General features: G+C 67.5%; 10 protein-coding genes and 1 tRNA gene. 1 reads left to right on the top strand and 10 read right to left on the bottom strand.

Annotation, left to right across the window (positions count from 1 at the left end; all coding sequences use genetic code 11):
- Nucleotides 1–95: 95 nt before the first annotated feature.
- Genes hemW through rph form a run of 4 tightly spaced genes read right to left on the bottom strand, consistent with a single transcriptional unit; the run spans nucleotide 96 to nucleotide 3,083 of the window.
- Entirely contained in the window at nucleotides 96–1,322 is a 1,227-nt protein-coding gene (gene hemW, locus V3B48_RS18810; RefSeq protein WP_049461727.1) for a radical SAM family heme chaperone HemW, read from the bottom strand.
- Nucleotides 1,323–1,378: 56 nt separating this feature from the next.
- A complete protein-coding gene (gene rdgB / locus V3B48_RS18805; RefSeq protein ID WP_014038346.1) occupies nucleotides 1,379–1,975 on the bottom strand; it encodes an RdgB/HAM1 family non-canonical purine NTP pyrophosphatase in 597 nt (198 codons plus the stop codon).
- The gene (locus V3B48_RS18800) at nucleotides 1,972–2,361 is read right to left on the bottom strand and encodes a VOC family protein (RefSeq protein WP_032956062.1); all 390 of its coding nucleotides are present in this window, start codon (nucleotides 2,359–2,361) and stop codon (nucleotides 1,972–1,974) included. The genes rdgB and V3B48_RS18800 overlap by 4 nt, the downstream gene beginning before the upstream one ends.
- Nucleotides 2,358–3,083, bottom strand: a complete 726-nt coding sequence (gene rph / locus V3B48_RS18795) for a ribonuclease PH (RefSeq protein WP_008267511.1) — start codon at nucleotides 3,081–3,083, stop codon at nucleotides 2,358–2,360. Before rph ends, V3B48_RS18800 begins: the two co-directional genes overlap by 4 nt.
- Nucleotides 3,084–3,207: 124 nt before the next feature.
- Between rph and V3B48_RS18790 the strand changes: the two genes are divergently transcribed.
- On the top strand, nucleotides 3,208–4,068 hold the full coding sequence (locus V3B48_RS18790; RefSeq protein ID WP_329894228.1) for a YicC/YloC family endoribonuclease: 861 nt from the start codon (nucleotides 3,208–3,210) through the stop codon (nucleotides 4,066–4,068).
- Between the two features lie 151 nt (nucleotides 4,069–4,219).
- Here the strand turns inward: V3B48_RS18790 and V3B48_RS18785 are convergent, their stop codons facing one another.
- The 6 genes from V3B48_RS18785 to fdhE all read right to left on the bottom strand — a co-directional run bounded on the left by V3B48_RS18785 (nucleotide 4,220) and on the right by fdhE (nucleotide 11,114).
- Nucleotides 4,220–5,365, bottom strand: coding sequence for a Fic family protein (locus V3B48_RS18785; RefSeq protein ID WP_071228189.1), 1,146 nt, complete (start codon nucleotides 5,363–5,365; stop codon nucleotides 4,220–4,222).
- Nucleotides 5,366–5,547: 182 nt separating this feature from the next.
- On the bottom strand, nucleotides 5,548–6,627 hold the full coding sequence (selD, locus tag V3B48_RS18780) for a selenide, water dikinase SelD (protein WP_285301603.1): 1,080 nt from the start codon (nucleotides 6,625–6,627) through the stop codon (nucleotides 5,548–5,550).
- A 26-nt stretch (nucleotides 6,628–6,653) separates the two neighbouring features.
- Nucleotides 6,654–6,749: transfer RNA gene (locus V3B48_RS18775), tRNA-Sec, on the bottom strand.
- 24 nt (nucleotides 6,750–6,773) lie between these two features.
- Complete coding sequence (gene selB / locus V3B48_RS18770) at nucleotides 6,774–8,705, bottom strand: selenocysteine-specific translation elongation factor (protein ID WP_329894227.1); 1,932 nt, start codon at nucleotides 8,703–8,705, stop codon at nucleotides 6,774–6,776.
- The gene (selA, locus tag V3B48_RS18765) at nucleotides 8,702–10,126 is read right to left on the bottom strand and encodes an L-seryl-tRNA(Sec) selenium transferase (RefSeq protein WP_329894226.1); all 1,425 of its coding nucleotides are present in this window, start codon (nucleotides 10,124–10,126) and stop codon (nucleotides 8,702–8,704) included. The genes selB and selA overlap by 4 nt, the downstream gene beginning before the upstream one ends.
- 4 nt (nucleotides 10,127–10,130) lie before the next feature.
- The gene (gene fdhE / locus V3B48_RS18760) at nucleotides 10,131–11,114 is read right to left on the bottom strand and encodes a formate dehydrogenase accessory protein FdhE (protein ID WP_329894225.1); all 984 of its coding nucleotides are present in this window, start codon (nucleotides 11,112–11,114) and stop codon (nucleotides 10,131–10,133) included.
- Nucleotides 11,115–11,458: the final 344 nt, after the last annotated feature.

Here is an 11,458-nt window from a genome sequence, read left to right as displayed (position 1 = left end):
CCCGCTCGCCGCGGCGCGGGCCCCCCCGGGGCCCGCACTCCGGCCCCGACGGCCCCCCCCCCCCGCCGCCGCCACTACCCGTTACTGCAGGACGCTCACTCCTCCAGGAACAGGCTCACCACATCGTTGGTGAAACGGCGGCCCAGTTCGGTCGGCTGCACATGGCCATCGGTCACGTCCAGCCAGCCGCGCTGCACGGCCTCGGCCAGCGGTGCATCCAGCACGCTGCGCGACAGCCCGGTACGCGACTCGAAATCGCGCAGGCCGAAGCCTTCGTGCAGGCGCAGCAGATTCAGCATGTACTCGAAGGGCAGGCGCTCAGGCGCGATTACATCGTCACCCCCGAACGAGGCCGGGGTGCCCGCGCTGTCCAGATAAGCCTGCGGATGCTTCAGCTTCCAGCGTCGCAGCACGTGTTCCTCTGCACCGGAGCTGATCTTGCCGTGCGCGCCGGCACCGATGCCCAGGTAATCGCCGAAGCGCCAGTAGTTCAGGTTGTGCGCGCTCTGCCGACCGGGGCGCGCGTAGGCGCTCACCTCGTACTGGCCGAAACCGGCCTGCGCCAGCAGGGCCTGGCAGTGTTCCTGCATGTCCCAGGCGTTGTCTTCATCGGGAATGCCCTGCGGCGGCCGCGCGAAGAACACCGTGTTCGGTTCCAGAGTCAGCTGGTAGTGCGAGATATGTGCCGGCTGCAGCGCGAACGCGCGTTCCAGATCAGCCTCGGCACCGGCCAGGGTCTGTTCCGGCAGCGCGTACATCAGGTCGATGTTGAAGTTGTCGTAACCCGCGTCCTGCGCCATCTTCACCGCGCGCTCGGCTTCGCCACTGTCGTGGATGCGGCCCAGGCGCTTGAGCATCGCATCGTCGAAACTCTGGATGCCGAAGCTGAGGCGATTGACGCCGGCCGCGCGATAGCGGTCGAAGCGGCCATGCTCGGCGGTGCCCGGGTTGGTTTCCAGGGTGATTTCGGCGTTGGGCGCGAAGCGCAGGCGCGCGCTGGCCTGCTGCAGGAAGCGGTCGATCGCTTCCGGCGGGAACAGGCTGGGCGTGCCGCCACCGAAGAACACGCTGTGCACCACCCGGCCCCAGACCAGCGGCAGGTCCTGGTCGAGGTCGCGCAGCAGCGCATCGATGTAGGCATCGAACGGCAGCTCGCCCTTGGCCTGGTGCGAATTGAAATCGCAGTACGGGCATTTGCGCACGCACCACGGCAGGTGCACGTACAGCGACAGCGGCGGCGGCACCAGTCGTACCGAAGTGTCGTGGTCCGCCGAACAGGCTTCGCCGGGCAGGTGGTTGCAGTGGTCGTGGGCGTGCGGCATGGGCTTCTTCGGTAGTGCCGGCCGCTGGCCGGCTTCCCTGGTTCGATCGGGTGGCGTCAGTACAGCGTCGCCAGCTGCTGCTTGAGTTGCTGCAGGGCAATGGCGCGGTGGCTGATGGCGTTCTTCAGGGCCGGCTCCATCTCCGCGGCGGTCAGGCCGTGGGTGGTGTCCAGGAATACCGGGTTGTAGCCGAAACCATTCGTGCCGCGCAGTTCACGGATGATCTGGCCCTCCCAGCGACCTTCGCAGATCAGCGGCTGCGGATCGGTGGCGTGGCGCAGCAGCACGATCACCGCATAGAAGCGGGCGCCGCGCTGGCCATCGGGAACGTCGGCCATCGCCTCCAGCAGCTTGGCGTTGTTGGCCGCGGCATTGGTCGGGTGGCCGGCATAGCGCGCGCTGTACAGGCCCGGTGCACCGCCGAGGGCATCGACGATCAGGCCCGAATCATCGGCCAGCGCCGGCAGGCCGGTCGCTTCGCAGGCCGCGCGCGCCTTCAGCAGCGCGTTCTCGACGAAGGTCAGGCCGGTCTCTTCCACGTCGCCCAGGCCCAGCTCGGCGGCCGAGGTGATCTGCAGCGGCAGGTCGGCGAGGATCTCCTGCATCTCCACCAGCTTGCCGGCGTTGTGGCTGGCCAGTACCAGTTTCTTCATTGACGGGGCTCCAGCAGGTCCCAGGTGTTGCCATACAGATCGCGGAACACCGCGACCGTTGCATAGGGTTCTTCGCGCGGCGCTTCCAGGAACTCGACCCCGGCGGCCAGCATCGCCGCGTGGTCGCGGTGGAAGTCATCGGTGTTGAGGAAGAAGGCGACGCGGCCACCGGTCTGGTTGCCGATGCGGCTGCGCTGTTCCTCGTCGCTGGCACGGGCCAGCAGCAGGGCGGCGGCACTGCCGTCGGTCGGGCCCACCACCACCCAGCGCTTGTGGCCCTGGTCGATGTCCTCCAGCAGCGCGAAGCCGAGCTTGCCGGTGTACCAGGCGATGGCTTCGTCGTAGTCGGCCACCACCAGGGTGGTCAGGGCGATGCGGCGGTTCATGCCGACAGCGCCGCCTGCTGCGCGGCCAGCAGCTCGCGCACGCCCTTCTCGGCCAGGCCCAGCAGCGCGTCCAGTTCATCGCGGCGGAAGGCATGGCCTTCGGCGGTGCCCTGCAGCTCGATGAAGCCACCGCCGTCGTTCATCACCACGTTCATGTCGGTGTCGCAGTCGCTGTCTTCGGCGTAGTCCAGGTCCAGCACCGGGGTGCCGCGGTAGACGCCCACCGACACCGCTGCCACCGCGCCCAGGATCGGGTTGCGCTTGATGTCGCCGCGCTTCATCAGCACATTCACCGCATCGACCAGGGCCACGTAGGCGCCGGTGATGGCGGCGGTGCGGGTGCCGCCGTCGGCCTGCAGCACGTCGCAGTCGAGGGTGATGGTGCGCTCGCCCAGCGCGTTGCGGTCCACGCACGCGCGCAGGCTGCGGCCGATCAGGCGCTGGATCTCCAGGGTGCGGCCGCCCTGCTTGCCACGGGCCGCTTCGCGGTCGCTGCGGGTGTGGGTGGCGCGCGGCAGCATGCCGTATTCGGCGGTCACCCAGCCTTCGCCCTTGCCGCGCAGGAAGCCCGGCACGCGGTTCTCGACGCTGGCGGTGCACAGCACACGGGTTTCACCGAAGCACACCAGTACCGAACCTTCGGCGTGGCGGGTGAAGCCGCGTTGGATGACGACCGGGCGGAGCTGGTCGGGCTGGCGGCCGCTGGGGCGGGAATCGGACATGGTGCGGGTTCCGTAATGGCGAGGGAGTACGCCGCCACGCCCGCGGCCTTCACGGGGCGGGCAAGGGGGCTCTGGTGAGGGCGCTAGGGTACCATTCCCCCTTTGCACGCACCGGACACAATCCATGATTCGAAGCATGACCGCCTACGCCGGCGGCGAGCGGGTCACCCCGTGGGGCACGCTGGGCTGCGAGCTGCGCTCGGTCAACCACCGCTTCCTGGAGGTCGGCACCCGCCTGCCCGAGGAACTGCGGGCGCTCGAGCCGCAGCTGCGCGAGCGTATCGCCGCACGCCTGAGCCGCGGCAAGCTGGATCTGGTGATGCGCCTGCGCGCGCCGGAAGCGGCCGCCAACCTGCAGGTGGACGAGGCCCTGCTGGGCCAGCTGGGCCGCCTGGCGCACCGCCTGACCTCCGATTTCCCCAACCTGCAGGTCAGCTTCACCGACCTGCTGCAGCTGCCGGGCGTCACCCGCGGCGAGGCCAACGATGCCGCCGCCCTGCAGGTCGAGGCACTGGCCCTGCTGGACCAGGTGCTGGACGGTTTCGTTGAGGCCCGCGAGCGTGAAGGCGGCAAGTTGTCCGCGGCCATCAGTGAACGCGTGGATGGCATCGAGCGCATCGCCACTGAAGTGCGCACGCTGATTCCGGCCATTCGCGACGGCCAGCGCGCCAAGCTGGCCGCCCGACTGGCCGACCTGCCGCACCCGGTCGACCCCGGTCGCGCCGAGCAGGAACTGGTGCTGTGGCTGCAGAAGCTGGACGTGGATGAAGAGCTGGACCGCCTCGGCAGCCACATCGTCGAGATCCGCCGCGTGCTCAAGCAGCGCGAGCCGGTCGGCCGCCGCCTGGACTTCCTGCTGCAGGAGTTCAACCGCGAAGCCAACACGCTGGGCTCGAAGTCGGTGGACAGCCGCACGTCCAATGCCGCGGTGGAGCTGAAGGTGCTGATCGACCAGATCCGCGAACAGGTGCAGAACATCGAGTGATAGGGCGTGGCCGGGCGTGCCGTCAGGTCATCGAAGATGCGTGCCCTGGCGGTTGGGACGAGCGTGTGATGGGTGATCATTGATCCGCCTGGGTACGCATTTGGGGGATACTCAACGTCTCCCCTTCGATGCGCGGGCTGCGCCTACCTCCCTAGCGCTGCAGCAGTTCGGTGTATTGCTTGTAGCTGAACTGCTGGTTCCGTTTCTGATTCCCGGTACCGACAAGGACGTCAACGCTTTGCAGGACTTTGACAGCCGCGCTGGCGGTGGGAAATGTCACCCCCAGCCTTTCAGCTGCAAATGTAATGGTGAAGCGCGGCATCGTAGGCAGCATTTCGAACAAGCGGATCGCCTGCACCGTGCCGTCTTTCGCAGCCATGACCTTTCTCCGGTCGGCTGCGATGAGTGAGGCGATGTCGATGATGTTTCTTTGGGCGTTCTCGGCGGCTTCGGTCGTGCAGTCGAGGAAGAAGCGGATCCAACTCTCCCAGTCGCCATCGGCGCGGATGGCCGACAGAAGCCGGTAGTACTCGTCTTGATGTTTCTTGAGTTCGCCAGAGACATAGAGCAGTGGCTCCGGCAGCAGCTTCCAGTCTTCCAGCAATGCTGCAATCAGCAAGCGGCCTATGCGCCCATTGCCATCAAGGAACGGGTGGATCGTTTCGAACTGTGCATGGATCAAGGCAATGCGGACCAGAGGAGGAAGGTCTGTCGTAGGCTCGTGGATATAGCGCTCCATCTCACCCAGCAACCGTCCGACTTCCATGTGAGGAGGGGGGACGTAAAGAGCATTGCCTGGCCGGGTACCTGCGATCCAGTTCTGGGAGCGGCGCACTTCACCAGGTAACTTCTGCTCGCCGCGCGCACTGTTCAAAAGGATGCTATGTGCTTCGCACAACAGGCGCGTTGAGATCGGCAGGCCCCAATCGTGTTTCAGCTGGTCTCGCACATACGCGAACGCTTGCAGGTAATTCGTCACGTCGCTGACGTCCGTGGTACTGGCCACGTCGATTCCGGATTCTTGATCCAGCAGATCCGTCAGTGTCGCCTGAGTGCCCTCCATCTGGGAGGTCAACAAGGCCTCCTTGCGGATGGAGCTGTAGATCAGCCATTCAGCAGAAGCGACCAAACCCGACATGGCGGAGAGCCGTCCCAGCGCCGCCTCGGCTGCCGCATTGGCCATGTAGCAAGCAGGATCAAGGGGCGGCATCGTGGGCGGCAATGGATGGGGCACGAAGGCCTTGACAAGCTCGCCGCCCGAATCGGTGGTGGTGTAAGTGCCGGTGGTCCTGGGCATTTGCGCTCCTGGCGAGGCGTTGTTAAAGGGATCTTTAAGAATCCCGGCTGCTATTAAAGCATGCTTTAATAGTGCTGAGGTTGCTCCCAGTGGCACGTTATCCGAGCAAACCGATGAAGTGGTGCCGCCGCCATGGCTGCGGATCTCAACGACGGGGGATGCGCGCCCGAGGCAAGAACATCTCAAACCACCCTGACGCCCGCCGCTCCCTCGCTCAAGCGCCCCAGCACGGCCGCCTGGCCGAACCCCGCATCGTTGAAGCAGGCCAGCACCGCATCCACCGCTTCCGGGGCGCACGACACCAGCAGGCCGCCGCTGGTCTGCGGGTCGGTCAGCAGTGGCTGCCAGTGGGCGGCCAAGCCCTCGGCGAAGCGCACCTCGGCGCCATACGAGGCCCAGTTGCGGTTGGAGGCGCCGGTTACGCAGCCGCGTTGCAGCAGGTCCAAGGTCTGCGGCAGCAGCGGCACCTGTGCACTGTCCACCTCGGCGGCCACGCCACTGGCGCGGCACACTTCCAGCAGGTGGCCGAGCAGGCCGAAACCGGTGACGTCGGTCATCGCGTGCACGCCATCCAGCGCGGCAAGGGACATGCCCACGCTGTTCAGGCGGGTGGTCGACTCGACCATCTGCCGGTAGCCCTCGGCATCCAGCACTTCTTTCTTCAGCGCCGACGAATACACACCCACGCCCAACGGCTTGCCCAGCACCAGCACATCGCCGGCGCGGGCATCGGCATTGCGCTTGAGCCGTTGCGGATCGAGCACGCCGATCGCGGCCAGGCCGTAGATGGGTTCCACCGAATCGATGCTGTGGCCACCGGCCACCACGATGCCGGCATCGGCGCAGGCGCGTTCGCCACCCTGCAGGATGCCGCGGATGGTGTCCTGCGGCAGGCTGTTGATCGGCATGCCGACGATGGCCAGTGCGAACAGCGGGCGCGCGCCCATCGCATACAGGTCCGACAGCGCATTGGTGGCGGCGATACGGCCGAAGTCGAACGGGTCGTCGACGATCGGCATGAAGAAGTCGGTGGTGGCGACGATCGCCTGATGGTCATCGAGGCGGTACACCGCCGCGTCGTCGCTGGTCTCGCGGCCGACCAGCAGCTCGACCGGTGCGGGAAGTGCCGGCACCCCACGCAGCAGTTCGGTCAGCACGCCCGGCGCGATCTTGCAGCCGCAGCCACCGCCATGCGCGAGAGACGTCAGTCGTTGCGGGGCATCGGCCGTTGAAGGAGCGGGGGACTGCGCGTGCGTGGCCATGCCGACATCTCCTGCGGAAACACGAATGGCGGAAGGCAGCAGGAGTCGAACCTACCAGGGAACGATCGACGCCCCCTACTGGGTTTGAAGCCCAGCCGCATGCCCGGATGCGCATGCCTTCCGAAAGTACGGCGGTACCGGTGGGCTCAGTCGCGGGCCGCGTTCCACTGCAGGTCGCCGCGCGGCCGATGCTGGTCACCGACGCGTCGAGTGTAGCCAACGCGATTGAAGAACTCCAAGATCTGGATGCTGCGTTTGCGGCCCAGGCCGATGGCATCGCGGAACGCCGCCGCATCCACCGTGCCGCTGGCCTGTGACAGCTGCGCGACGATCGTGGCCAACTCGGCGATGCGGGCCGGCGCATAGAACAGGTCGGGTACCACCTGGAACAGTTCACCACGTGCGGCGGCGCGACGCAGGGCGGCGCGGACCTCGTCTTCGGCCAGTCCGATGTCGGCGGCCAGGGTGCGCACCCACGGTGGATCGAAGCCACCGGCATGCAGTTGCGGCAGCACGCGTTCCAGCAGGAGACGTTCGCGTTCCGGTGGCGCATGGTGATGGCCGGGCAGGCGCCACCACGCGCCCACGCGCTGCAGCGTGCCATCGGCCAGCAGATCCTGCAGCAGCGCATTCCACAGGTCGCTCGCCAGCATGGGCAGGGTACTGCGCTGCAGGCGCCCGCTGTCGACACCGGGTTCGTCCGGGCGTCGCTCGTGCCAGCCGAGCAGCGAGGTGATCACCTGCTCGCGCAGTGCCTGCCAGTGCGGTGCGAGGATGATCACTGTGTCATCGCGGGTCGCGATGCGTCGCGCGTCCTCGGGCAGGTCGATGCGGTCGGCGGCGCGTCGGCAATAGCGTTGCAATGCGGTGAGGAGAATGCCGGCAGGTGCCTGCTGCAGCAGCGGGCCGATTCCCGTGCCTGCGGCCAGTTGCTCCAGTGCTCCCAGCCACGCCAGACGCGCAGGGCTGCGCCGACGCCGCTGCGGAGGATCCGGATCGAGCACGACGCCACCGCCCAGCGTGTGGGTCGCGGCGGAATCGCGGGCGATGAAGCGATCGCCACACATCGCGCAGACCTCTGCATCGAACACCAGCTGCACCAACTGACCATCGCCTTGGTCGTGGTCTTCCAGCAGCACTACATGGGCCTGCCGGTGCATCGTGCCCCAGTGGATGTGCAGCGGTGACCAGTCGCGCAGTGGCGGCGCCAGTGCGGAAAGTCGCAGGCGCACGTCGACGCGGGTAGTGGCCAGCAGCGCGCGTGGATCGGCAATCCAGTCGCCACGGCGGATGTCGTCGCGGGCGATGGCGGCCAGGTTCAGCGCGCAGCGTTGCCCAGCCATCGCGTGCTCGCTGGCCTGGTTCTGTGCATGGATGCTGCGCACGCGCACGTCGGTGGCGGCTGGCATCAGCTGCAGATGCTCACCCACCGCGGCGATGCCGCCATGTACCGCGCCGGTCACCAGCGTGCCGTGGCCGGCCAGCGAGAACACGCGGTCCACCGGCATGCGGAACAGTTCGCTGCGCAGTTCGGCCTGGCGTGTACTGGCATCGTCCGCCGCCCATGCGTGCAGCTGGGTACGCAGTGCGCTGATGCCGGCATCGTCGGGTGCGGTGCTGTTGCAGGCGAACAGAGGAGAATCCTGCAGCGGTGTCGCGGCCAGCAGCGCGGCAATCTCGATCTCGACCCGGGCGAGGCGCGCCGCATCCACACGGTCGATCTTGGTCAGCGCCACCGCACCACGATCCACGCCCAGCAGCTGCAGGATGGCCAGATGCTCGCGGGTCTGTGGCATCACGCCGTCGTCGGCAGCGATCACCAGCAGGGCGACATCGATACCCGTGGCGCCGGCCACCATCGTATGCACGAAGCGCTCATGGCCTGGCACGTCGACGAAACCCAGCGTCGCAGCCGGGCCTTCGGCGTCCCTGCTTTCCACCGGGACATAGGCGTAGCCCAGTTCGATCGATATACCGCGCGTTCGCTCTTCCTGCAGGCGATCGGTTTCGATGCCGGTCAGTGCGCGTACCAGGCTGGTTTTGCCATGGTCGATATGCCCGGCGGTGCCGACGATCATGCCTGCAGCGTGCTCCACTGGGCGAGGAAGTCGGCTTCGTCGGCCGGTTCCAGGCAACGCAGGTCCAGCCACAGCGCGTCATCGGCAATGCGGCCCAGCACGGGTCGCGGCAGCTGACGCAAACGCTTGGCCAGGCGATCCAGTCCGCCACGGCGCGCGCTGGTAATGCGCAGTCCGGCGCTGGCCAGCTGCGCCTGTGGCTGGGCGCCGCTGCCGATCTGGCCCTGCATTGGTGACCGTTCAAGATCGTAGTCGGCCGCGAGCACGGAACGCATCGGCTGCAGCAGGCGCTGAGCCTGCACGTCGAGGTCCTCCTGCGTGCGTGACAGGGTGCGCAGGGTCGGCAGTCGCTGTGCCAGCAGCTCCGGCTCGCGGTACAGGGCCAGCACCGCTTCCAGTGCGGCCAGGCCCATCTTGTCCATGCGCAGTGCCCGCTTCAGCGGGTTGCGGTTGATCCGCGCGATCAGGTCGGCGCGGCCGGCGATGATGCCGGCCTGCGGACCACCCAGCAGCTTGTCGCCGCTGAACGAAACCAGATCTGCGCCGGCCGCCAGCGTTTCCTGCACGGTGGGCTCGTGCGGCAGGCCGAAGACCGCCAGATCGCACAGACTGCCGCTACCCAGGTCCACCACCAGCGGCAGGCCGTGCTCGTGCGCGATCGCGGCCATCGCCGCGGTGTCGACCTTGGCGGTGAAGCCGGTGATCGCGTAGTTGCTGGCGTGCACCTCCATCAGCAGCGCGGTGCGCGTGCCGATGGCATTGGCGAAGTCAGCCGGATGGGTACGGTTGGTGGTGCCGACTTCCAGAAGCCGCGCACCGGCACTGCGCATCACGTCGGGAATGCGGAAGGCGCCACCGATCTCCACCAGCTCGCCGCGTGACACCACCACGTCGCGGCGGTTGGCCAGGCTGTTGAGCAGCAGCAGGACCGCCGCCGCATTGTTGTTGACCACAGTGGCGGCTTCAGCGCCGGTCAGTTCGCAGATCAATGCCTGCACCCGTGCATCGCGGTCGCCGCGACGGCCGCGGCTGATGTCGAATTCAAGATCCACCGGCGCGGTCATCGCGCGGGTGACCGCGTGCACGGCGGCATCCGGCAGCAAGGCGCGGCCGAGATTGGTGTGCAGCACGGTGCCGGTCAGATTGAACATCGGCTGCAGATCCTGCCGTGCGTCAGCGGCCAGTGCGGCCTCGACTGCTGCCACCAGCGCCGGGCCGTCAACCGCTTCCTGCAGCTGCGTGGCCGAGAGCTGGCCGGCGCTGATACGGTCGCGCAGCACCTGCAGGTGCGAACGCAGCAGCTGGGTGATACGGCTGCGGCCGTGGCCCTCGATCAGTGCTGCCAAGGCAGGCAGACGCAGCAACCGGTCCAGCGAGGGCAGGGCGGAAACCGATGCCGGGGTGGGGGGCGTGGCTGTCATCGCCTCACTCGCCGTCGGATTGCCACAGCAGCGGATTCTGGCTGGCGCGCGCATACCCTTCCTCGCCCAGCAGCAGGTCCAGCGCCAGCGTGCCGAGGTCGTCGGCCACCGGCTCCAGCGACGGGTCTTTTTCCAGATACAGGATCTTGCGGTAGCTGTGGCAGTGGTCGCAGGTCTCGGCACGGACCGCGCTCTCGCGCACCGCCTCGCCGCTGTCGCCGTCCACATCGGCCAGGGCGCGATAGGCGATGTCCTTGCCGGCGGCACCACACTGGCTGCACTGCACGCGTACGTAGTGCCACTGGCAGGCACACAGCGAGCACGACAGGTAGCGGTAGGAGGCATAGGGCGGCCGCGCCTGCACCACGCTGACCACCGGCAGGGTGCCGCACAGCGGGCACAGCCCCGGTGCATCGGCCAGCGGTTTCAGGTCGGTGGGGCGGAAGCTGTCCGCCAGCACCGCCCAGTAGACCTGCAGCGCGTTCATCACCAGCAGCGCAGCCACCGCATCCACCGACGGCGCGTCATCACGCTCCAGCACCGCATGCGCCTGCGCATCCAGCCAGGCGTCGTCGGCCGCGGAGACGCGCTGCAGCTCCTGACGGGTTTCCATCGGCAGCCCGGCCTCGTCGGCACAGTGCTGGCACAGCGTGCGCAGCCAGTCGCGCCAACGGCCATCCAGCTGAAGTGTGTTGGCGGGCCGCAACGGCATGCCGGCGCCGGCCGCCGCACTCGACTGCTGTGCACGCGCCTGTGCCTGAAGTTCCTCGCGTTGCTGCGGTGTCAGATCCTCCAGCAGCGCCTGCTGCGCATCGGCCAACGCCGCCAGCAGCTGCAGGTAACCACCGATGGCACTGTGTGCAGCCAGACTGCGCAGGCGGTCCGCACGTCCGGCAAACAGCGACGCGGTATCGGGCAGGATGATGCGCGGAACATCGCGCGAGGCCAGCGTCTCGATCTCACCGGGTTCAAGGATGCGTTGCGCCATGCAGGGCCAGCCAGAAGAACCAGGCTCCATCCTCGCCGTTGTCAGCGCCGGCGTCCAGCGCACAGCTGGCCATTTGAAATGGTTGGGGTCAGATCCGTTTTCCATAGGAAAACGGATCTGACCCCATCGGTTGTTGCCGTGTTCATCGTGTCGACCAAGGTCGACACCCACCAACAGCAACGCAGAACGCCGTCCCGACAGATCGCAGAACTCTGTTGAAGGCGGGGTGGGTCCGGTTGCGGGGGCGTGAGCCGCATGGGCCCGAGGCATGCCTCGGGCGGGTTGGGCAGGACGCCCAACCCCGGTCTTGCCGTGTGCGCAGGACTGCGCACACGAGCAAGCGG

This window comes from Stenotrophomonas sp. SMYL20, from assembly GCF_036320045.1.
In the GTDB taxonomy this organism is placed as follows: Bacteria; Pseudomonadota; Gammaproteobacteria; order Xanthomonadales; family Xanthomonadaceae; genus Stenotrophomonas; species Stenotrophomonas maltophilia_A.
This window is presented reverse-complemented; position numbering and strand designations above follow the sequence as displayed.

What these genes read in the sequence shown, in the direction of transcription:
- hemW (WP_049461727.1), bottom strand. Translation starts at nt 1,322, where the DNA reads ATGCCGCACGCCCACGACCACTGCAACCACCTGCCCGGCGAAGCCTGT.
- rdgB (WP_014038346.1), bottom strand. Translation starts at nt 1,975, where the DNA reads ATGAAGAAACTGGTACTGGCCAGCCACAACGCCGGCAAGCTGGTGGAG.
- V3B48_RS18800 (WP_032956062.1), bottom strand. Translation starts at nt 2,361, where the DNA reads ATGAACCGCCGCATCGCCCTGACCACCCTGGTGGTGGCCGACTACGAC.
- rph (WP_008267511.1), bottom strand. Translation starts at nt 3,083, where the DNA reads ATGTCCGATTCCCGCCCCAGCGGCCGCCAGCCCGACCAGCTCCGCCCG.
- V3B48_RS18790 (WP_329894228.1), top strand. Translation starts at nt 3,208, where the DNA reads ATGATTCGAAGCATGACCGCCTACGCCGGCGGCGAGCGGGTCACCCCG.
- V3B48_RS18785 (WP_071228189.1), bottom strand. Translation starts at nt 5,365, where the DNA reads ATGCCCAGGACCACCGGCACTTACACCACCACCGATTCGGGCGGCGAG.
- selD (WP_285301603.1), bottom strand. Translation starts at nt 6,627, where the DNA reads ATGGCCACGCACGCGCAGTCCCCCGCTCCTTCAACGGCCGATGCCCCG.
- selB (WP_329894227.1), bottom strand. Translation starts at nt 8,705, where the DNA reads ATGATCGTCGGCACCGCCGGGCATATCGACCATGGCAAAACCAGCCTG.
- selA (WP_329894226.1), bottom strand. Translation starts at nt 10,126, where the DNA reads ATGACAGCCACGCCCCCCACCCCGGCATCGGTTTCCGCCCTGCCCTCG.
- fdhE (WP_329894225.1), bottom strand. Translation starts at nt 11,114, where the DNA reads ATGGCGCAACGCATCCTTGAACCCGGTGAGATCGAGACGCTGGCCTCG.